The organism is Schinkia azotoformans (assembly GCF_035811335.1).
GTDB classification, from domain to species: Bacteria; Bacillota; Bacilli; order Bacillales; family Bacillaceae_J; genus Schinkia; species Schinkia azotoformans.
Genome location: NZ_JARSMD010000011.1, coordinates 12,791 through 34,524 on the forward strand (window position 1 = coordinate 12,791; position 21,734 = coordinate 34,524).

Sequence of the window (21,734 nt, forward strand, 5' to 3'; positions counted from 1 at the left end):
TTGATTTCCATTTGTATATTGTAGCAAAAAAATCACATCATATGTCCTGCAATATAAAGAAAGTAAGCAATTAATAAAAAAACAGCAATGAGAAATGTTTCAAATACCCCTCTAAATCTATTTCTCCTGTCAGCCTTTCTTTTCATCTGTCTTGCATTTTTTAATGTTTTCGTGGTCGGTATTGATTTTGAATTTGTTTTTGTCGTGGACTGATTCACCGGTTTACTTTGTTTAATCTGAGAGCTAATTGTTTCTATCAATTCCTGTCTCATTTCCTGTGCAGAAGGATAACGTCCTTGAATCGCTTTTATTATGACCCTTTCATATTTCCTTAATGTAGGAGCTGTTTGAACGGCTTTAACTAATTCCTGAAAGTGATTTCCAAGCTCCCCTTTTTTTGAAAAGCGATGAGGAAAAGCACTATTAATCATGATCATCGCTACTGCGAATAAATCATAAGATGGTTCTGCTTTTCTTGAGCCCATACCCCAATATCCACGATCGAAAAACTCAGTAAACTCTTTGATGGAACGCCCTTTCATTGTTGTCCCGCCAACATCCAGCCATCTAACTCGTGAAGGTGGCCCTACTACTAATAAATTATCCGGTTTTAAATCACCAAACACCCACCCCTCCTCATGAAGCCGGTCTAAATCGGAAAGAAGCTGAAGCACGAGGACACTAAGCCATTCATCCCCATTCTTATTTATAAAAGATAAAAAATCATCCCCTTTTAAATATTCCATTACATAGAAATGAAGAGCTTTTCCTTGCCCGGGAAATACCCAATCATCGACATCAAGCAAAGAAGGCCCAAGGCAACCTTGGACCTTAGAAAAATGTCGTAATACATTTACCTCTGAAGTAATCGCCATACTATCATCACTTATTTTTAATGCTACTAATCCTTCCTTCCCCTCCGCTAAATATACAGTCCCTGTTGCCCCGTACCCGAGGGTTTTATGTACTGTATAAGCATGATGGTGCCATTTTCCCTTAATAACCGTTCCTCGTGCTACATTATAATCCGGCTTCTTCGATATATTCATCATCACGGGAAATCCAGCTCCTTAAATTTCGTGGCTTCTTCCTAGAGAAGTGTTGGATCGCCTCACGAATCGCAGGTCCTGTAGGTGTGATGCCACCAGATGTTAATTTCGGGAATACACTTGAAATGGAATCTAGTTTAGGCGTCCAATCTAGTATTTTATCAACCTCATCCCGTCTACCTGGGAATCCAAAAATTGAAAAACGATTTTGACCAATCCTTGAGTTTAGACTGATAGATAAATCAAACAACGCCTCCTTAACCGTAGGTATTTTATCCTTCATACTTCCACTAATATCTACTAATATTAATACCTCTAAATCAACGGTTTCCCCAAGCTCATCAACTACTTCCATCACCTCGCCGCGTTTTTTAGGTGGTAGGTCTTCGATCGTGCTTCTGCTTCCGAGTATTTGTTTTAATTCTGAATTGACAACACCTTGAAGAGTTTGCGTCATCGCTTTTCTTGTCACCATCTGAACCGTTTGTGACAGCTGCTTGGCATAAACAATTTGGCTAATACCGTTGCCACTCATGGCAATTTCCTCTATTTCCTGTTTTCCTTGATCACCAACGGAATCATTCAGCATCACGCCAATCACATTTACAGTAATTCCTTGTTCCTTTGCCAGTGCCGCCATTGCGACTGGATCTTCCCCGGAATTTGAACATCCATCCGTAATCAGTAATATTTGTTTTAGCGTTCCTTTTTTCATTCGTATCTCCTCCAACAATCAATGGTCTATTACCATCATTAACGAATAAAAAAGGAATTATACTACAAATCCATGACATCTACCGGAGGCTATAACTTTATTCAGCCCTGAATAAGGTTATAGCGCCTTTTTACTTGGATACACCGGAATGGAGGCCCACTTTGGAATATTGTGTTGAATTTTTGCAACAATAACCGTCATATCATCTTGAATTTGCCCGCTCGTTCTAATAACTTCTTCTAGTAAAATATCTGCAATCTCCTGCGGATCCCCTGTTGAAATTTCCTTTAATTTTCTCTTCATCCATACATCATAGTTTTCTACATGGGACGGCCCTTCAAATACACCGTCACTCATCATAACGAGGATATCACCAGATTTAAGCTGATCACTTACAACATCTACCTCAAAATCTTGGATGATGCCCATCGGTAAATTGCTTGCTTCAATTTTTTTAATACTTTCACCTCGTTTTATAAAGCTTGGTGATGAACCAATTTTGAGAAACTTAACGTTGGCATCCTGAAGGTCGATCATCGCTAAATCTAATGTTGAAAAGATCTCATCGGTTGTTCTTAATGATAACACTGAATTAACAGATTTAATGGCAACTTTCTCTTCAATCCCGGATTGAAGAATTTTTTGCAATAATACTAATGTTTCATTGCTTTCTAAAAACGCTCTTTCACCATTTCCCATTCCATCGCTGATAGCGATTGCATATTTCCCGGCACCTAACTCAATCGTCGAATAGCAGTCTCCTGAAACGAATGCACCGCCTTTGGCGGCGTGCGCTACTCCTGTGTCTACTACAAAAGCTTTAGCTGAACCTAATGCAACTTGGCAATATCCATGTGGAAATGGAGCACAATCCTCTTTTTTAACAACAATTGTTTCACCTACTATATCCGAAAGCATCGGCGCGATGACCTTTTCTGCCTCCCCAGTGCCATTACAATACGGAATGCTTAATTCAATATCAACATTCCCCGATTTTAAGCTGTAAATATCAATTTGACCTAATTCAATTCCCATCCCAGCCAACGCCTCAATAATTTGGTCTTCCTGATGCTGATGATTTTCCCGCTCACGCTGTATTTCTTTTGCAAAATTATCCATCACTTGGGAAACCCCCAACAACTGATCGGCCACTAAACGTCTGCTTTCCTGTACCTGCTTTTTTAATCTTTGATTTGCATGGTAAAAAGAAAGCTCTTGTTTGATCTCCTCATACACCCTTGCCCCTTTGACACAATGGTTGTCCCACTCACGCTGTAGCGTTCTATTAGGAGGGCCAGAAGAATTTGTTTCACATTCACGCATAATTTCCAACATGTAGTCATAGGTTGTATTAAAGTTGTCCTCCCAGCATTTTGTTTTTCGAAAACAGGTTTGGCACGTTTTTTCTGTTACATTACTTAAGAAATAGTCGATCTCACGACTATCATCTTCATCCTTATTAGTGAGCCCTTGATAGTTAAAACTATTAGAAAGCGCATGAAATAATGTCGAGAATTGCTCAACCCGCTTGGCCGTAACATCTCTTACTTTGCGCATATATTGCTGTTGTTCCTGCGCATGCTCCTCCGTACCAGGAATGAACGTAGCAATTTTTGAAATAGCTGCCTTAGGTGTCAATAGGAAGATCAGGATGGCGATGCAAGACTCTAATATTGTCGGTAGGAGATCCGTTGTGCCTTCTCCATATAAACCGATTAATAATGTACCAATTAAAAGACCAATCCCAACACCGAACTTTTTCCCGTCTTTTAATAGACCACCTAATAGACCGGAAAACGCAAGCAAACTCATCTGATACAAGCTGGCTACATTTGCTAGGCTTAGTATTAACCCTGTAACAACGCCAACGGTGGATCCGATTGCAGCTCCGCCGATGAAGGCGAATAACATCACTAAATACCTGGATAATACATGCTCGACAGAAACATCATAAACGGACCAGCCAATCGTTCCAGTTAACACCGAGGCTAATAAAATGATTAAACAAATAATCTCTTCATTCTTTAATACTTGTTTTCTGCGGCGTATGCTTAACAAAGGCACGCTTTGTATAAAAATTAACGTTAAAATATAACCTAGGCCTGCCTCTATTATACTCATCATGATGTCATAGTAGACAAGTTCATGATTAAATACATACGTTAAAGAAAGCCTTGTTGCTAAAGATGCAATTAATACATTTAAAGGCAAAACCTTAACTCGGTCAAAGCTTATCCTTGAAAAAATCAGATAAAAGATGAAAAATGCTCCGATTGATGCAAATGTAAATCCTGCACTGGGAATCGACGTTGTTAAAGCTCCTAAAACTACGGCAATCGCAGCTTGTCCAGTCTTTTCTTTACGCATTAAAAATACGGCTGCAAAAAAAGGCAAGGCAAATGGTGCAATCTTTGCAAGAATCAAAGCCCGTCCAAGTAAAAAACCGACAAGTACCAACAGCAAACCCTTTTTAATAAAAAGATGATCTAGCTTAGCTCCTAAGCGTTCTAACCATCCCTCCATAATCCCTTGAGTTTGCGCCTGAAAAATCATCTCCCTCTCTACTTTTTGCATACAACACACTCCCCTGACTAGAAATAGTTGTCTCCTATTTAACCACAAGGTTTCCTATTTTTTTGTCAAATCATCAGGGCTAACTATAAAAAGTGTTCGACGTTATTTTATCTTGGTTTGTCAAAAAACATTGTTTTTCACTATAAAAACTTATGAAAAAAGATCACTCCGTAAAATGAAGTGATCTTTTTGTCATTATTACACCCAGCCTCTAAAATGAGATGCTTCCGCCATGCGTCTAATTCCTACCATGTAGGCGGCAAGACGCATGTTAACCTTACGTTGTTCCGCTGCGTCGTACACATTATTAAATGCTCGAACAAGGTTCTTACGCAGCTTATCATTTACTTCTTCTTCAGACCAATAATAGCCTTGGTTATTTTGTACCCATTCAAAGTAAGAAACTGTTACTCCACCTGCACTTGCTAACACGTCAGGTACAAGAAGAATGCCGCGCTCCGTTAAAATTTTGGTTGCCTCTAGTGTTGTTGGGCCATTTGCCGCTTCAACAATAATCGCTGCTTTAATATTATGGGCATTACCAGCCGTAATCTGGTTAGAAATGGCGGCCGGTACTAAAATATCACATTCTAACTCGAGAAGCTCCTGGTTCGTAATCGTGTTCTTGAATAAGTTCGTAACCATGCCAAAGCTGTCTCTTCGATCCAAAAGATAATCAATGTCAAGGCCATTAGGGTCATAAAGTGCACCGCCAGCATCGGAAATACCAACTACTTTAGCTCCCATGTCATGCATGAACTTAGCCAAGAAACTTCCGGCATTCCCGAAGCCTTGAACAACTACACGAGCCTCTTCAATGGTAATACCTCGCTTTTTCGCAGCTTCCTCAATACAGATTACGACACCTTGTGCTGTAGCCTTGTCTCTTCCTGCCGAGCCTCCAAGTACGAGCGGTTTACCGGTAATAAATCCTGGCGAATCATGTTCACGAATCCGGCTATATTCATCCATCATCCATGCCATAATTTGGGCGTTCGTATATACGTCTGGTGCTGGAATATCTTTTGTTGGACCGACAATTTGGCTGATCGCACGGACATAGCCGCGGCTTAAGCGCTCTATCTCACCCATTGACATGGAGCGTGGATCACAAATAATACCACCTTTACCACCACCATATGGAAGGTCAACAATGCCACATTTCAAGCTCATCCACATTGATAATGACTTTACTTCATTTTCATCGACTTCAGGATGGAATCTTACTCCACCTTTTGTTGGACCAACGGCATCATTATGTTGGGCACGATAACCAGTGAAAATCTTAGTTGAGCCGTTATCCATTTTTACCGGAATTCTTACAGTTAACATCTTTAATGGTTCTTTTAAAAGCTCATACATTTCCTTAGAATATCCCAATTTGTCTAACGCTTCTTTAAAAGTGATTTGTGTTGATGTCAATAAATCTAATGACTCTTCAACAATCGGAGTTGCCTTTTTTTGATCAACAGTTGTACCCATAATAGCACCTCTTATCCTAAAACTTTCTTAATACGTTCAATTGCCCAGTCAAGCTCTTCTTTATTAATAACAAGTGGTGGGGCAAAGCGGATTACCGTTTCATGTGTTTCCTTACATAATAAGCCTTCTGCTTTTAATGTTTCACAATATTTACGGGCTGGTTCTGTTAATTCAACACCGATAAACAACCCCCGGCCACGGACTTCTTTAATTTTTGGATTTTGAATTTCTTTTAATTTAGCTTTAAAATACTCGCCTAGCTCATGAGAGCGTTCTGCAAGTTTTTCTTCAACAAGTACATTCATAGCTGCAATTGAAACTGCACATGCTAATGGATTTCCTCCAAATGTTGAGCCATGTGAGCCTGGGTTAAATACCCTAAGAATATCTTTATTCGCAACAACACATGAAATTGGGAATACCCCACCGCCAAGTGCCTTTCCTAATATATACATATCCGGAACGATCTCTTCCCAGTCACAAGCAAACATTTTACCCGAACGTCCAAGACCAGCCTGGATTTCGTCTGCAATAAATAAGACATTATTTTCTTTACAAGTTTCAAACGCTTGCTTTAAGAAGCCCTGTGGCGGAATTATAATTCCTGCTTCCCCTTGAATTGGTTCAATTAAGAACGCAGCTGTGTTTTTAGTGATTGCATTTTTTAATGCATCAAGGTCACCGTAAGGGATGATCTTAATTCCTGGCAGCATCGGACCAAAGCCACGTTTGTATTCAGGGTCAGATGATAAAGAAACAGCAGTCATTGTGCGGCCATGGAAGTTTCCTGCACATGCAATAATCTCCGCTTTGTTCTCTTCCACACCTTTCACATCATAGGCATAGCGGCGAGCTGCTTTAATAGCAGTTTCTACCGCCTCAGCACCCGTATTCATTGGCAAAGCCATTTCTTTATTTGCTATTTTACAAACCATTTCATACCAAGGGCCCAACTGGTCGTTATGGAAAGCACGAGATGTTAAGGTAACACGATCTGCTTGATCCTTTAAGGCCTGAATAATCTTTGGATGACGATGTCCTTGGTTAACAGCTGAATAAGCACTTAACATATCCATGTATTTATGGCCTTCGGGGTCTTCTACCCAAACACTTTCTGCCTTCGAGATTACAATTGGCAGCGGGTGATAATTATGTGCACCGAATTTTTCAGTTTGTTCTATTAATGAAGCTGATTTTGTTTGTTTTTCTCCCACCATGTTTACTCCTCCCTAAAAACTTCTTTGTTATGTTTTGTACCTTCACTTAAATTAACGCAAGAACCATGCCAACTTTAAAAGTGTTGATTTAAAAGGCTTTAGTCATTTTATGTGCAAATAATATTTGCTATTATCTTTCCGCATCTGCAAGAATAGCAAATATTCATTGCACGAAAACTACATAAAGCTGCCAAATTTCATTGCTCTTTACCTTTGGTTTGGTAAAATATAATATAAGCATTCGTAAAAGGGGAATAAAACATGAATGGCAATCATATACAATTAAACTTAAAAAATAAATTTTTCCAACGTATTGTAGATGAAATTGATGTGGGTGTACATGCAATAAACCATGAAGGAAAAACAATAATATATAATAAGAAAATGGGCGAAATTGAAGGCATGGACTTTGATGATGTTCTTGATAAGAGTCTGTTGGATGTTTTTTCTTTTAACAAAAACGAAGACAGTACCCTGCTAGATGTCCTTCGAAACGGCACAATGATTAAAAATGCGAAGCAATCGTATTTTAATAACCAAGGAAAAGAAATAACGACCATTAACGATACAATCCCTATCGAAGAAGATGGCGTCCGAATTGGTGCCATTGAAATTGCCCGTGACGTTACAAAATTAGAGAAACTGATTAGAGAAAATATGAATAAAAAAGGGAACACCCGCTATACGTTTGATAGCATTATTGGAAGCAGCTTTGAAATTCAAGAAGTCATCGAAGCTAGTAAAAGAGCAACCCGAACAACATCATCTGTGCTTATTGTCGGAGAAACCGGGACAGGGAAAGAGCTATTTGCCCAAAGCATTCATAACGGCAGCAATCGTTCTGAAAAGCCATTTATTTCACAAAACTGCGCCGCTTTACCTGACAGTCTTATTGAAGGGCTTTTATTTGGTACGAAGAAGGGGGCCTTTACAGGAGCAATTGAACGCCCCGGTCTATTTGAACAAGCTGAAGGCGGAACCTTGCTACTAGATGAACTTAACTCGTTAAATCCCGCTTTACAAGCGAAGCTTTTACGGGTAATCCAAGAAAAAACAGTGCGCAGAATCGGGGATACAAAGGATCAGGAGATTGACGTTAGAATCTTAGCGACTATTAATGAAGATCCAATTGACGCCATTTCCCAAGGAAGAATTCGCAAGGACCTTTATTATCGGCTAAGTGTTGTTGCTCTTTTTATTCCCCCATTAAGGGAAAGGAAATCAGATATTCACGACCTTGTTCAATTTTTCATCGAAAAATATAACCATCTGTTTGGAATGAACGTTACTGGGATTGATGATAATGTTTTACATGTTTTTGAACAATATGATTGGCCGGGAAATATTCGTGAGTTGGAGCATATTATTGAAGGTGCAATGAATTTAATAGATAAAGAGGATAAAATTTCGTATGTCCATCTGCCGATACATTTTAGGAATAAGCAGCAGCTTAAGGGGGAATCAGCCCTTTCTACTCAATCTGATAACCTTTTAGTCCAAAAAGGAAGACAGATTTTGCCCCTTGATCAATATATGGAGGAAGCAGAAACATACTATTTAAACAAAGTATTGCAGCTTCATAATTTTAATATTACGCAAGCAGCAAAGACGCTCGGAATGAGCAGACAAAACCTTCAATATCGGCTTAAAAAATATAAAATAATTAAAACCGGGCAATAGCCCGGTTTTAGTCTACTTAACTAGTTTACCTCCCCGCAAACGAAAGTTCACGCTCCTGCATGACATCGGCCTCCTCAAAGTCCGTAAAATAAATAACTTCTGTTAGGACCTTGTAGCCGGACAGTTTACTGCTCTCCCTTAAAGCCTCCTCCTTACTTTCAAATTCATACATTTTGATGCTGTCATGCGAATAAAGCGTTAAAACCCACACTCTCATTTCCTCCTTGGATTAAAAAAATAATAATAACTTACTAGCCTCTACTATCATATGCAGGTCCCAAAACAAAATGCCAAAAACGTAAAAAAATGATAAAAAACACCCAAAACCTTATTTTTGGATGTCTCTTTTATCATTATGACCTCGTTATGATACTTGCTCTTGCCCATTGCTATATTCTGAGAACCATGGTATATCGAAACAAGCAAAAAGCACCCAGACTTGGGTGCTTACCTTTTATTGATAATTAATCCTGCTATAAAAATTAGCAGCAAGTATTAGTTGACTTACCCTCTTCTTGCACCACGACCGCCGCGTTTTGACTCGGTATGGCGCTTTAATGATGCCAAACGATCTTCACTATCCTTTAAGAAGCGAGACATTTTAGACTCAAAGTTCTCGACAGGTGCACCACCGCGCTTATCTTGTTTGAAATTACGTGGGCGCTGTTGACGTTGTGGTCGTTCAGGACGATCAGTTCCGGCCGTTTCCACCTGCTCTTTAGCTTTTTTAATTGATAATCCAATTTTACCATCTTTCTCAACGTTTAAGACCTTGACCGTTACTTCGTCGCCAACTTTTAAGAATTCATTTATATCTTTAACATAATTATCAGCAACTTCACTTATATGAACAAGACCTGTTGAGCCTTCTGGCAGCTCCACAAACGCTCCAAAATTGGTGATACCTGTTACCTTTCCCTGTAACTTGCTGCCTACTTCGATTGACATAAAAAAAATGCTCCTCCTTAAAATTATAAAAAATCAGTTTATTTTATTATACTAAATAAAAAAAAACACTGTCAATAAGATGACTTTTTACTCATTCTGCAGCTTGAAGATAATCTCCCCTTCTTCAGATAGAAAATACTCATTTCGGGCAAGCTTTGCTACATACTCATCGTCATTTAATTTAACAATCTCTGCACGGTGATCTTTTTCCTGTTCCTTTAGGCTAGCATACTTTTTTTCGAGTTCAATCTTTTCTTTTATTTTTTCCTGGGCAGCTTCAGCTTGCGTATGAAGCATCGAACCTATGCAATAGCTGATCCCCAGAGCAATGAGTGCAATCAATGTCAGTCTGCGATAAAGACCTCGTCGCTTTTTCTTTTTCTCTAGTTGTTGTTCTGTTTGCTCATGTGTGTAATTAGAATGAAGTGTTGTAATTTTACGACTTCGAAGCGGTTCCATCGCAACTTGACCTCCTTATTCCCGGAACTTTTTCCACCATTTTACTATAGTATTCTTCTTTCTTACTAAAATCCCTGCCATACTGATAAAAAATATTTTGACTTTTTGCGGTACAAATCGCCATAATACTTGAAAAATCCACTTTATTGGTGTATATACGATTAAAAATGTTAACTTTAGGATTTTCCATAGCACGTTCCCCATAAATAAAATAAGAACAATTAATAATTGAATCAGCCATTTAATTGGCTGCACTACCAATATAATAATTAATCTATACACAAAGCGATAGGTCCAAATGGAGGATTTTATCAAAAGCTCCAATACTTTTAAATAAATATTCTTAAATAAGCTTTGATAAGCTGCATAGCCACATAATATAGCTAAAATAATATAAAAGCGAAGCTGTCCCTCATTTACAAGTAATAAAACATAAAAAAAGAGTAAGGCCTGTACCATCCAAAATAAAATATCGTTAATAAACAAAACCCATGTGGCACGCTTAGGTCGCTTTAAAAAGCGACCATATGTATCTAGTGCAGCCCCAAGCCATGCTCCCATAATGACCATGGCAATCATTGTATTTAACTGGATCGTTAGGCTCATTTGAATAGCTTGCTAAAGAATCCTTTAGCTTTCTCCCCATGTTGATCATCAATATAGGAAAGTGCCGAGATTCTCCCTTTAATCGATACAACCCCTTTGTCAACATCGAGATTTTTCATTTGTAGGTTTTCACCTCGAATCACTAAAAAGCCCATAACCGTTTCTAGTAAAAATTCCTCATTATCAAAGCTCTCAACCTGCTTTACACCGGATATTTCCAATGTCCTTCTGCCTCTCATGATGACGTCATGTTGTGCCGTTGTTCCTTTATTTTGATTTCCATTTCCCATATCATAATAATGATCCATATCCTCGTCCTCCTACGTTAAAAGAAGTATTGCGGCATAAGTCCTCTATCACACTATATGATTGGGATAATCGGTTTAGACCAAGCTAATTAGAAAAGCGGAGGGGAAAGAGAAAAGCCACCCTAAAAAATAGAGTGGCCTTCCTCTTCTGTTTCCTCGTATTTGTTTTGTATTTTTTCTTCCTTCACGACTGTGTACATTGAAGCAGCATCTTCTTTTTTCGTTGTATCTTTTATAGCATCAATTTTAACGGTAACAAGTTTTTGGCCAAATCTAATCGTTAACTCATCACCAACCTTCACAGTGGAGCTGGCTTTGGCCTGCACACCGTTGATTGAAATTCTTCCTTGATCAGCTACTTCTTTTGCCAGTGTTCTTCTTTTTATTAATCTTGAAACTTTCAAAAATTTGTCTAAGCGCATTTCCATGGTAATCACTCCTCCCATTTTTTAGCATCTTCCCATATTGCATCAAGTTCATCCAGGGACATCTTCGCAATATCATAGCCTTTATTTTTAACAGTCTCTTCAATAAAACGGAAACGATTATAAAATTTTAGATTCGTTGCACGAAGCCCCTCTTCGGGGTCAATTTTATAAAACCTTGCTACATTTACAAGCGCAAAAATAATATCGCCAAATTCTTTTTCAAGCTTATTCTTGGATAGAGCCGCAGCTTCATTTTCAAACTCCGCCATTTCTTCTTTTACCTTAGCCCACATTGGCTCGACTTCTTTCCAATCAAAGCCAACCTTTGCTGCCTTTTTCTGTAGCTCATAGGCTCTGTACAGGCTTGGAAGCTCTTTTGGAATACCATCGAGCAGAGATTCATGAACAACTTCCGGCTTCTCTCCCCGCTTAATTTCATCCCAATTTTTCACTACTTCATCGGCTGAATCAACAGAAACTTCCCCGAACACATGAGGATGTCTGCGAATCATCTTTTCTGTAATCGCCCGAATCACATCTTGAATTGTGAAGTAACCGTCATCCTCACCAATCTGTGCATGCAGCATCACTTGCAGAAGAACATCTCCAAGCTCTTCAATCAAGGAATCATCATCGCCACCATCAATGGCATCTAGCACTTCATATGTTTCCTCAACTAAGTATTTTTTCAAGGATTCATGCGTTTGCTCACGGTCCCACGGACAGCCATTCGGTCCCCTTAAATCAGCAATCACTTTGCGCAGTGCTTGGAACTCGCCGTACAGCAGTTCATCCTCACGGACTGGCGGGATATAAACGCTCGTTAAATTGCTTAATTCCGCTTCACGATCCAACTCATACAACGGCACACGCTTTAACACCTGCTCCCGGCTTCCGGCCGCTGTTACAATGACAACCTCATAATCATCAGGCAATCGTTCCATTAAAGTTAACTTAACCTCTGATGCAATATAGCTATCATATACTTGGCCGATGATAATATGCTGCTTTAACTGCAGCTCCTCCTCATGTAGACCGGTTCCATCAAGAAATTGAAAGCCTTCGACCGGGTCGATTTCAAGCGCTGTAAACATCGCATCAAAAAAGCTTTGTCCACCTTCAATTTTCACCTCAAAATCACCTTTGCCGGACTGAACCTCTTCAAGCAGCATTTTAACTGTCCTTTCCGCCACGAGCGGATGGCCCGGAACTGCGTACGTAATATCCGTTTCTTTCACCTTTTGCAGAAGAATATCAACAATATGTTCATAGACTTCTTCGAACTTGTCATGACTTTCATAAATATCATCAAAGGATTGAAACACAATCCCTTCTTTCACTAACTCATCGACAACCGGATGTTCCTTTGTCCGTAAGACAAGCGGCGTACTTGTTTCTTTTAACTGACGATATATACCAATCGGGAGCTGCTCAAAATCACCAGCACCAAGCCCGAGGACTGTAATTTTATTTGTCAAAATGAATCACTCCTCCTTTAACGAATAACGTTTTTTATTCCTCTTCCCAATTAGTAGCTGAAGCTTTGACCCAAACGGCAGTAAACTAAGTTCTTCTTCGGAAAGCACATTTGTTTTTACAACAATTAAAATATATATAAATCCTCCAATCATAACAGCTGACAATGATTGAAAGGTCGCGAACAACCGGCTTCCCGCTTCAGGTAGATCAAAAAGTTCTTGTAACAAGAGCTGATAACTAAATAAAATGATGATCATACATACTCCGGCAAATAGAGCCTTCCTTGTATAACCCGAAAACAATTGAACATGAAGCATTTTCGTCAGGACCCTTACATGAAAAACAGTCGTTAAGAGATAGGCAGCCACTGTTGCAAGTGCTGCACCAATCGTTCCAAAGTAAGGAATAAATATATAGTTCAATATGATTTTGCAAACAACACCAATTAGGACAAAGTACGCAGGGGCTAGGGTTTTCCCTAATCCTTGTAAAATGGCCGCTGACGTCATAACAATCGAGCTAAATAAAATGGTGATTGCCAAAATAGCGAGCGTATAAGACCCGCTCGTATTTGTAAATAACATGTAATTAGTAGACTTGATAATAGCGATTAATCCAAGTGTGGCACCGAACCCAACGATGACACTTACACGTATCGACAATTGAACCTGATCCTTAATGTAGTCTAAGTCATTTCTAATCTTGGCACTCGAAATAAGCGGGACAAGTGTAAGGGATAGCGATGTAGCAACCACTGTCCCTAGTTGGATCAATGGTTGTCCACGGTCAAAAATACCTTTTGCCACTTTTGCTTCCGTTAAAGAAAAATCCCCACTGCTTACAAGTTCGGAATATAACGTCATCGCATCAACCAATTGCAGAAGAATTAAAAACAAACTACTGATACAAATTGTGAATCCTTGCACTGTAATGGCTTTTACAATCGAGAGGCTATTCGTACCTGTACCTTTTACACTAAACGAAAACTTAAATTTATGACTCTCCCTCATTTTTATCCAAAAATAAAAAAGTATAATCACAGCGCAAAAACCGCCTGTAATCGAACCGAAAACGGCACCGGCAGCACCGATATAACTGGAATATCCATTTGTTAATAAAAAATAAGTAAATACAAGAATAGTCGTAACACGGATCGATTGTTCCCCAATTTGAGAGATCGCTGTCGGTGCCATATTATTTTGGCCTTGAAAATACCCTCTTAAAACAGACAGGATTGGGACAAATAATAAAGAAAAGGAGACAACCTTTAACGGAACAGATAACTCCCTATCTCCCATCCAATATGAAATTTTTTCTGCACCTGTATATAAAATTAAAAATAAGCCAATAAAGAATATAGAAAGAAAAACAAAGGCAACTAAAAGTACTTTGAACGGTTCACCTTTCTTTTCTTCCATTTGTTCAGCAATGAGTTTTGAGATAATGACTGGAAATCCGTATGTTGCTAAAATAAGAGCGATCCCGTAGAATGGATACACCTGTTGGTAAATGTAAAAACCGATATCACCGGCTATATTTTGGAATGGGATACGATAGGCTGCACTCAAAATTTTAGTAATTATGCCGGCAATAGTTAAGATTAGAGCACTTTTCCATATTTGTTTTTCAATAAATTCACGGGTATTCTCCATTACCCACATCCTTCCAAAGCGGCCTTCCAAAAAAGTATTATACACTACAAAAGTGCATAAAAAAAGGAGACAGCTAGGCCGTCCCCTTTTAACTTTAGTTAAAATTATGTGTAAATTCCTTTTCGAACGGTAATGATTTAGGATTAAGTATAGTTGAACACGATTGGCTTATCCTTATTGCTCCATTTGGCGTGCCAAGAAACTTGCAGCTGTTTCGGCTGCCTTTTGTTCTATTTCTCCTATTGGCTTGCCTTCTTTGGACATGATCAGAACGGATCCAATCGGGTCCCCGTTTGCAATAATCGGTCCAATTACATAGGAGGATACCTTTTCTTCAACACCATCAATAAATTCGACGTCTGTTTCCGAGGCTACTAATGAAACTTGGCGATCCTCCATTACCTTTTCCACAACTTGACCAATATTACGGTTTAAATATTCCTTTTTCGACCCGCCGGCAACTGCAATGAACGAATCTCTGTCAGTTATCAGGATCGTGTGCCCCAAACTATCGTATAACGCTTCAGCATATTCTTTTGCAAAATCACTTAGCTCACTAATAGGAGAATATTTCTTTAAAATAACCTCGCCATCTCTATCTACAAAAATTTCAAGTGGATCCCCTTCACGAATACGTAGTGTCCTTCTAATTTCTTTCGGGATAACAACTCTTCCTAAATCATCAATTCGACGAACGATACCTGTTGCTTTCATTCTAGATGCCTCACTTTCATCTGATGATTGAAAATTATTGGTGATCTAGTTGTGTAACACCTTTGATTGAAGAAATCACCATTTTCTTGTGTTTAGTATCTTACACCTTTACAGTTCTATTCATCATGAAAGTGAAATTTATTGAATTACCATGAGGGAATAATTACCAATGCAACTAAGTCAACCTACCCAATCACTTGCTCTCCAGTCAAATTTAGTTCTTTTAGGAATGCTTCAACTACCCTTATTTGGTCCTCAATTGTAGTTCTATTCTGTTCGGTAATGATTTTTAACTTATCGCCTTCTTGGCCGAGTCTAATATGTTTAACGTATTTTGCCGATAGTTCAACGACTTTACTAATCTGCTCCGGACTTGACTCCATGAGCATCCAAATTTCATTTTTCTTTTGAACAATAGAATCAATTTTTTGCTTTTTAGCATATACCTTCATTCGTGATATTTGGAACAAGTATTCAACTTCTTTTGGAAATTCACCAAAACGGTCAATCATTTCATCTTGAAGATCTGCAACATCTTCTAATGTATCCAAAGCACGGAAGCGTTTATACATGTCAATTTTTTGTTTTCCGTCCTGAATATAATCAGATGGAATGTAAGCATCAATCTCAAGATTAATTTCAACATCACGGAAAATTTCTTCTTTTGGCATGCCTCTTCTTTCATCTATCGCTTCCTTCAGCATTTGTGAATAGAGGTCAAATCCAACCGTATCGATAAACCCATGCTGCTCGGCACCCAATAGATTTCCGGCGCCGCGAATAGACAGATCACGCATAGCAATTTTAAAGCCTGAACCTAATTCAGTGAATTCTTTAATAGCCTGCAATCTTTTTTCTGCAACCTCAGTGAGGACTTTATCCTTTTGATACGTAAAATACGCATAGGCAACTCGGTTCGAACGACCAACACGTCCTCTTAGCTGGTACAGCTGGGAAAGTCCCATTTTATCAGCATCGTACACAATCAATGTATTTACATTTGGAATATCTACACCCGTTTCAATAATCGTTGTGCTGACGAGTACATCAAATTCTCCCTCTAAAAAGGATAAAATAACGGACTCCAACTCATTTTCATTCATTTGACCGTGGGCATAAGTTACCCTCGCATCCGGTACAAGCATCGAAATTTCTTCAGCCTTCCGTTCAATTTCCTCAACTCGATTGTACAAAAAGTAAATTTGACCGTCACGAGCCAATTCACGTTCAATGGCTTCTCTAACCAGACCAGGGTTGTACTCCGCCACATACGTTTGAATTGGAAAGCGGTTTTCAGGCGGTGTCTCTATAACCGACAAATCTCTAACCCCTAGCATGGACATATGAAGCGTCCTTGGAATCGGTGTTGCTGTTAATGTTAGTACATCCACATTTGCTTTCATTTTCTTAATTTTTTCCTTATGGGTAACACCAAATCGCTGTTCTTCATCAATAACGAGTAACCCTAAATCACGATATACAATATCCTTTGATAAAATGCGATGAGTGCCAATAACAACATCGATTGTACCGGCTTTAATGCCTTTAATTGTTTCTGTTTGTTGTTTTTTTGTTCGAAAGCGACTTAACAGACCAACTTCAACTGGGAAGCCTTGAAAGCGTTCACGGATCGTTTCATAATGCTGCTGGGCTAATATCGTTGTTGGCACAAGAAAAGCCACTTGCTTTCCGTCCATAATCGCCTTAAAGATCGCCCTTATTGCCACTTCTGTTTTTCCATAGCCAACATCACCGCAAAGGAGACGATCCATTGGGCGTTCGCTTTCCATATCCTTTTTAATTTCCTCAATACAACGAAGTTGATCCTCTGTTTCTTGGTAGGAAAATGAAGATTCCAACTCCCGCTGCTCTTCTCCATCCTTTGCGAATGCGTATCCTTTACTTGCTTCCCGTTCAGCATAAAGCTTTATTAAATCATCTGCGATGTTTTGAACGGATTTTTGAACCTTCGTTTTAACCTTTTTCCAATCCGTGCCGCCAAGCTTATAGATTTTCGGTTCTTTGCCTTCTGAGGCTACATATTTTTGAACTTGATCAATCTGTTCAACAGGAACATATAGCTTGTCATTGCCAGAATACTTAAGATGGAGATAATCTTTATGAACACCGTTAATTTCCAACGTTTCAATCCCTAAATATTTACCGATACCATGATTAACATGGACGACATAGTCGCCTACTTTTAATTCTGAATAACTCTTGATACGTTCAGCATTGGAGAGCTTTTGTCGGCGTGCTATCTTTTTCGCTTTTTTCTTAAAAAGCTCCTCTTCCGTTATTACCGCTAGATGCTGCAACGGCAATTCAAAGCCACTGCTTAAGTCACCTTTAATAATTTGAAACCGGGTAGAGAGTAAATCAGAGTCCTTCTCGAGTATCTCTGCTTCAATATTATAATCAGCCAACACATTTGATAGTTTTTTAACCCGTTCATCGGTAGCTGCTAAAAATACAACCGCATAGTTTGCCTTTTTCCATCGATCGAGCTCCCCTTTCAACAGATCGATTTGACCGTGAAAGCTTTGCATTTGTTTACATGTAAAATTAATAATATTTTCAGGATGTGTATGTGGTACATGTCGTAAAAAAAGAGATAAATAGAGTAAAGGACGTTTTGCCTTTTCTAATAAATCCTGAAAATGATGATGAATCGATAAATCAACGATAATATCCCCTTGCTGGAGAAGAGAAATTTGCCATTCAGCCTCTTCCTTATCAAGACTCTGGGACATCTCCTGGATCCGGCTGATTTCATCCATAATGACAATTCCGTTCGTTGGAAGGTAGTCTATTAAACTAGCAGACCGGTCGTAATATAACCCCATGTACTTATACATCTCTGGAAAAGGCTGCCGTCTTTTTAATTGATCGACTTCATACGCAACTTTTTCAGAAAGGGCTTCTTTTGCACTCCGGTCGGTTACTTTCTTCAAACTATTAGCAAGCCCAAGTTCAAGCTCTTCAGCACCTTTTGCATAATGTTCATCAAATAATATAACCTCTGTTGCCGGCCCTATCGATATTTCACTAACAGTTTGCAATGACCGTTGGTCTTCTATATCAAAGTAGCGAATAGAATCAATTTCAGTATCAAAAAGCTCTAGTCTAAGCGGTCTTTCTTCAGTTAATGGATAAATATCGATAATGCCGCCGCGAATACTGAACTCTCCCGGTGTAGATACCATCGATGCACGCTCATATCCCATTTTGACGAGTGTCAACAAGAATACATCTAAGTCAAGCTCCTCGCCGGTCTTTAAAGAAATCAGGCTGTTTTGCCATATTTCCTTTGGCGGTAAAATTCTTCTTAAACCAGCAATAGGCGCGATCAAAATGCCGCTTTTTTGTGTACACCAGTGGTTTAATGCTTCAATTCGTTGCCCTTTTAGTTCAGGACTGGCAATCGCAATTTCGGCCGCAATTAACTCATTAACTGGATATAAAAAAACTTCATTCTCACCAATAATCTCAACTAAGTCATCATATAGTTTTTGTGCTTGATACAAATTATGGGTAACAACCAATTGTGGCTGCTTTGATTCTATATACATGGCTGCAATAAACATGGCCCTTGCGGAACCGGATAATCCGGCCACCAATTGTTCCCTTAGCCCCTCATTAAAGCCGCTTGCAACCGTTCTTACTTCCCCATTTTTTATAATGTACGATCGTAACCCTAACAAAATCAATCATTCCCCCTATTTAAGAAAACAGAAAAATGCTTTGGTTTCGACCAAAGCCAACTGCTTTTATATTTATTGGATGAACGTCTGCAAAGAATGGTAATCAGGATTTCTTTCAAGTGCTTCCTGGCAATCCTCACAGATGGATTTAACTAGAATATCACCATTTGAACTATACGTGATCATGTCCATTCTCTCTTCCTCACTTAACACATCGAACCCTAAACTATTGGATTCAATCCCGTCTGAATTGACTTCACCCATTGGTATATTGCAATGCCTGCAGAAATAACGAATAGGCATAGTAAACCCCCTTAAAGATAACCTTTAAGATTAGTATGATCACCTTAAGTGGTTTGTATACGTGCCCTTCTTCTTACTTTTGGTTAAACTCATTCATTACTTCCAAAAACGTATGGGATAACCATTTTTCACAGGCATCTGCCGCTTGTTTGATTGCCCCTTCAATTTCTGGTTGTTCTTCTGCAGAAAATACACCGAGAACGTAATCGGGAACCTTCATCCCGTTTACTGGGCGATTGATGCCAATTCGCAAACGGTTAAAATTTTGCGTACCTAAATGCTGAATTGTCGATTTAATTCCATTATGACCACCGGCACTGCCTTTTGTTCGCAAGCGAATTTTCCCGGTTGGCAAATCAAGATCATCATAAATAACGATTAGATCTTCTACATCAATTTCATAGTAGTCAAGAAGCGGTCGAATCGATTCTCCTGATAAGTTCATATATGTTAATGGTTTTAATAATATAACCTTTTCGCCATTTATTGAACCCATTCCATAAATTCCTTTAAATTTTTCTTTGTTCAATGATAGGCCCCATCTTCTGCAAAGTTCATCTATTACCATAAAACCGACATTATGCCTTGTTTTTTCATAGTTTTTTCCCGGATTGCCTAAACCAACTATATACTTCAATGATCCATTCCCTCTCTTACCCTTTATTGAATATGCTAAAAGACGTAACCAAAAATTGGCTACGTCTTATTATAACATTATTCTGCTTCTGTATTCACGTTTGGATCTTGATCGGCAGCTTCACCTGTATCTTGGACTTCGCCACTGCCGACTTCATCCTCAACCTTAGGTTGTAAAATAGAAGCAATGACAGTGCTGTCGTCATCCAAGACTTCGTATTTTCCATCCACCTTAATATCTCCAACAGTGATAACATCGCCGATATTATACGCGGAAATATCAATGTCAATTTTTTCAGGAATATTAGTCGGTAAACAGCGAACATTCACTTTGTATAAAGGCTGCTGCAATGTTCCACCGTCTTTTACTCCCTGCGCGTCTCCGACTAAATTAACCGTGACCTCAATATCAACCTCTTTTGACATGTTGACCACCAAAAAGTCGGCATGAACAACCTCACCATTTAATGGATTCATTTGGACATCATGAAGCATGACAGATTCAGTCCTACCATCTTCAACTTGAAGCTTAATGATTCCGTTTCTACCAGACTTCCTCATCGTTTTCCTAAACTCAAGGAGATCCACTACAATATGGGCTGTAGGCTTGTCCTTCCCATAGACGACAGCGGGAAATTTACCGCTTTGGCGAATCTCGGTAATCGCCGACCTTCTAAAATCTTCTCTTTTCTTTGCAGAAATCGTAGACAAGAATAATCACCTTCCTCATGGAACTTTTTTTATTATCCCTATCTATCAATGTCTCCAAAAGAGAAGGAAAAGAAACACACAAATATTTTTTTAATCAAATAAAGTACTTACAGATTGTTCTTCGTGTACACGAATAATCGCTTCACTAATCAATGGAGCAACTGAAAGCTCTCTTATCTTCGGAATTTTCTTTTCTTCTGGAAGAGCAATTGTATTTGTCACAACAAGCTCTTTGATTTTTGAGTTCATAATTCTTTCCATTGCTGGACCTGATAATACTGGATGTGTACAGCATGCATAAACTTCCTTTGCACCATGTTCAACAAGGGCATTTGCAGCAAGGGTAATGGTACCAGCCGTATCGATAATATCATCGATTAGGATCGCTGTTTTGCCTTCAATATTACCTACAATATTCATGATTTCAGCAACGTTTGGACGCGGGCGGCGTTTATCGATAATCGCAATTGGTGCTTTTAAGCGGTCTGCCATCTTTCTTGCCCGTGTAACACCACCATGGTCAGGTGATACTACAACAATATCCTCTAGGTTTTTCTGCTTGAAATACTCAGTCAAGATCGGTACACCTTGTAAATGGTCAACCTGAATATCAAAGAATCCTTGAATTTGCGGCGCATGAAGGTCAAGTAAAATGACGCGTGTTGCACCTGCTGTTTCAAGTAAATTTGCTACTAGTTTAGAAGTGATCGGCTCACGGGCACGTGCCTTACGGTCTTGACGAGCATAACCATAATAAGGCATAACAACGTTAATTGTTTTCGCTGATGCACGCTTAAGTGCATCCACCATAATTAACACTTCCATAAGATGTTCGTTTACCGGTGCACTTGTAGATTGGATTACATAGACGTCACAGCCACGAATACTTTCTTCGATGTTAATTTGCACTTCACCGTCGCTAAAACGAGAGACAGAGCATTTCCCCATTTCAATTCCAATATGGTCCACAATTTCTTGGGCTAAAGCCTTGTTTGAACCTAGGGTGAATACTTTTAAATTTGGGTCAAGATATTGGTTTGGCATTTTAGAAAAAACCCTCCGTATTTTA

20 protein-coding genes are annotated in these 21,734 nt (G+C 39.0%); 1 reads left to right on the forward strand and 19 read right to left on the reverse strand.

The window, feature by feature from the left end:
- Positions 1–32: 32 nt before the first annotated feature.
- The 5 genes from P9E47_RS06315 to P9E47_RS06335 form a co-directional block, all read right to left on the reverse strand.
- A complete protein-coding gene (locus P9E47_RS06315) occupies positions 33–1,052 on the reverse strand; it encodes a serine/threonine protein kinase (protein WP_003330536.1) in 1,020 nt (339 codons plus the stop codon).
- Positions 1,021–1,764 (reverse strand): VWA domain-containing protein, encoded by a 744-nt coding sequence (locus P9E47_RS06320; protein ID WP_326157589.1) that lies wholly within the window; start codon positions 1,762–1,764, stop codon positions 1,021–1,023. The genes P9E47_RS06315 and P9E47_RS06320 overlap by 32 nt, the downstream gene beginning before the upstream one ends.
- A gap of 117 nt (positions 1,765–1,881) precedes the next feature.
- Positions 1,882–4,338, reverse strand: a complete 2,457-nt coding sequence (spoIIE, locus tag P9E47_RS06325) for a stage II sporulation protein E (protein WP_003330533.1) — start codon at positions 4,336–4,338, stop codon at positions 1,882–1,884.
- A 198-nt stretch (positions 4,339–4,536) separates the two neighbouring features.
- Positions 4,537–5,820, reverse strand: a complete 1,284-nt coding sequence (locus tag P9E47_RS06330) for a Glu/Leu/Phe/Val family dehydrogenase (protein ID WP_326162876.1) — start codon at positions 5,818–5,820, stop codon at positions 4,537–4,539.
- Between the two features lie 11 nt (positions 5,821–5,831).
- The gene (locus P9E47_RS06335) at positions 5,832–7,037 is read right to left on the reverse strand and encodes an ornithine--oxo-acid transaminase (RefSeq protein ID WP_003330531.1); all 1,206 of its coding nucleotides are present in this window, start codon (positions 7,035–7,037) and stop codon (positions 5,832–5,834) included.
- Positions 7,038–7,298: 261 nt separating this feature from the next.
- Between P9E47_RS06335 and P9E47_RS06340 the strand changes: the two genes are divergently transcribed.
- Complete coding sequence (locus tag P9E47_RS06340) at positions 7,299–8,717, forward strand: sigma-54 interaction domain-containing protein (RefSeq protein ID WP_326162877.1); 1,419 nt, start codon at positions 7,299–7,301, stop codon at positions 8,715–8,717.
- A 25-nt stretch (positions 8,718–8,742) separates the two neighbouring features.
- Here the strand turns inward: P9E47_RS06340 and P9E47_RS06345 are convergent, their stop codons facing one another.
- From P9E47_RS06345 to P9E47_RS06410, 14 genes are all read right to left on the reverse strand, one after another.
- Entirely contained in the window at positions 8,743–8,928 is a 186-nt protein-coding gene (locus tag P9E47_RS06345) for a hypothetical protein (RefSeq protein ID WP_003330529.1), read from the reverse strand.
- Positions 8,929–9,221: 293 nt separating this feature from the next.
- Positions 9,222–9,665, reverse strand: a complete 444-nt coding sequence (locus P9E47_RS06350) for a S1 domain-containing RNA-binding protein (RefSeq protein WP_003333397.1) — start codon at positions 9,663–9,665, stop codon at positions 9,222–9,224.
- Between the two features lie 87 nt (positions 9,666–9,752).
- Positions 9,753–10,124, reverse strand: a complete 372-nt coding sequence (locus tag P9E47_RS06355) for an FtsB family cell division protein (RefSeq protein ID WP_326152386.1) — start codon at positions 10,122–10,124, stop codon at positions 9,753–9,755.
- Between the two features lie 15 nt (positions 10,125–10,139).
- Positions 10,140–10,730, reverse strand: coding sequence for a spore cortex biosynthesis protein YabQ (yabQ, locus tag P9E47_RS06360; protein WP_003333399.1), 591 nt, complete (start codon positions 10,728–10,730; stop codon positions 10,140–10,142).
- The gene (yabP, locus tag P9E47_RS06365) at positions 10,727–11,038 is read right to left on the reverse strand and encodes a sporulation protein YabP (RefSeq protein ID WP_003333400.1); all 312 of its coding nucleotides are present in this window, start codon (positions 11,036–11,038) and stop codon (positions 10,727–10,729) included. The genes yabQ and yabP overlap by 4 nt, the downstream gene beginning before the upstream one ends.
- Positions 11,039–11,160: 122 nt before the next feature.
- The gene (locus tag P9E47_RS06370; RefSeq protein ID WP_326162893.1) at positions 11,161–11,460 is read right to left on the reverse strand and encodes an RNA-binding S4 domain-containing protein; all 300 of its coding nucleotides are present in this window, start codon (positions 11,458–11,460) and stop codon (positions 11,161–11,163) included.
- 11 nt (positions 11,461–11,471) lie between these two features.
- A complete protein-coding gene (gene yabN / locus P9E47_RS06375) occupies positions 11,472–12,944 on the reverse strand; it encodes a bifunctional methyltransferase/pyrophosphohydrolase YabN (protein ID WP_003333402.1) in 1,473 nt (490 codons plus the stop codon).
- A gap of 6 nt (positions 12,945–12,950) precedes the next feature.
- Positions 12,951–14,597 (reverse strand): putative polysaccharide biosynthesis protein, encoded by a 1,647-nt coding sequence (locus P9E47_RS06380; RefSeq protein ID WP_003333403.1) that lies wholly within the window; start codon positions 14,595–14,597, stop codon positions 12,951–12,953.
- A gap of 174 nt (positions 14,598–14,771) precedes the next feature.
- Complete coding sequence (gene spoVT, locus P9E47_RS06385; protein WP_003333405.1) at positions 14,772–15,311, reverse strand: stage V sporulation protein T; 540 nt, start codon at positions 15,309–15,311, stop codon at positions 14,772–14,774.
- A gap of 185 nt (positions 15,312–15,496) precedes the next feature.
- Positions 15,497–19,015, reverse strand: coding sequence for a transcription-repair coupling factor (gene mfd, locus P9E47_RS06390; RefSeq protein ID WP_003333406.1), 3,519 nt, complete (start codon positions 19,013–19,015; stop codon positions 15,497–15,499).
- Between the two features lie 72 nt (positions 19,016–19,087).
- Positions 19,088–19,318 (reverse strand): anti-sigma-F factor Fin family protein, encoded by a 231-nt coding sequence (locus tag P9E47_RS06395; RefSeq protein ID WP_003333407.1) that lies wholly within the window; start codon positions 19,316–19,318, stop codon positions 19,088–19,090.
- Between the two features lie 73 nt (positions 19,319–19,391).
- A complete protein-coding gene (pth, locus tag P9E47_RS06400; protein WP_003333408.1) occupies positions 19,392–19,955 on the reverse strand; it encodes an aminoacyl-tRNA hydrolase in 564 nt (187 codons plus the stop codon).
- Positions 19,956–20,032: 77 nt separating this feature from the next.
- Positions 20,033–20,665: a 50S ribosomal protein L25/general stress protein Ctc gene (locus P9E47_RS06405; protein ID WP_003333409.1), complete on the reverse strand. Its 633-nt coding sequence runs from the start codon at positions 20,663–20,665 to the stop codon at positions 20,033–20,035.
- Between the two features lie 90 nt (positions 20,666–20,755).
- A complete protein-coding gene (locus tag P9E47_RS06410; RefSeq protein WP_003333410.1) occupies positions 20,756–21,709 on the reverse strand; it encodes a ribose-phosphate diphosphokinase in 954 nt (317 codons plus the stop codon).
- Positions 21,710–21,734: the final 25 nt, after the last annotated feature.

Bases quoted from the DNA above. Each gene is read 5' to 3' on its own strand.
- yabP (WP_003333400.1), bottom strand. From the start codon at position 11,038: ATGGATCATTATTATGATATGGGAAATGGAAATCAAAATAAAGGAACA.
- spoVT (WP_003333405.1), bottom strand. From the start codon at position 15,311: ATGAAAGCAACAGGTATCGTTCGTCGAATTGATGATTTAGGAAGAGTT.
- P9E47_RS06355 (WP_326152386.1), bottom strand. From the start codon at position 10,124: ATGGAACCGCTTCGAAGTCGTAAAATTACAACACTTCATTCTAATTAC.
- P9E47_RS06340 (WP_326162877.1), top strand. From the start codon at position 7,299: ATGAATGGCAATCATATACAATTAAACTTAAAAAATAAATTTTTCCAA.
- yabQ (WP_003333399.1), bottom strand. From the start codon at position 10,730: ATGAGCCTAACGATCCAGTTAAATACAATGATTGCCATGGTCATTATG.
- P9E47_RS06380 (WP_003333403.1), bottom strand. From the start codon at position 14,597: ATGGAGAATACCCGTGAATTTATTGAAAAACAAATATGGAAAAGTGCT.
- P9E47_RS06335 (WP_003330531.1), bottom strand. From the start codon at position 7,037: ATGGTGGGAGAAAAACAAACAAAATCAGCTTCATTAATAGAACAAACT.
- P9E47_RS06320 (WP_326157589.1), bottom strand. From the start codon at position 1,764: ATGAAAAAAGGAACGCTAAAACAAATATTACTGATTACGGATGGATGT.
- spoIIE (WP_003330533.1), bottom strand. From the start codon at position 4,338: ATGCAAAAAGTAGAGAGGGAGATGATTTTTCAGGCGCAAACTCAAGGG.
- P9E47_RS06315 (WP_003330536.1), bottom strand. From the start codon at position 1,052: ATGATGAATATATCGAAGAAGCCGGATTATAATGTAGCACGAGGAACG.
- P9E47_RS06350 (WP_003333397.1), bottom strand. From the start codon at position 9,665: ATGTCAATCGAAGTAGGCAGCAAGTTACAGGGAAAGGTAACAGGTATC.
- P9E47_RS06410 (WP_003333410.1), bottom strand. From the start codon at position 21,709: ATGCCAAACCAATATCTTGACCCAAATTTAAAAGTATTCACCCTAGGT.
- P9E47_RS06395 (WP_003333407.1), bottom strand. From the start codon at position 19,318: ATGCCTATTCGTTATTTCTGCAGGCATTGCAATATACCAATGGGTGAA.
- P9E47_RS06330 (WP_326162876.1), bottom strand. From the start codon at position 5,820: ATGGGTACAACTGTTGATCAAAAAAAGGCAACTCCGATTGTTGAAGAG.
- P9E47_RS06370 (WP_326162893.1), bottom strand. From the start codon at position 11,460: ATGCGCTTAGACAAATTTTTGAAAGTTTCAAGATTAATAAAAAGAAGA.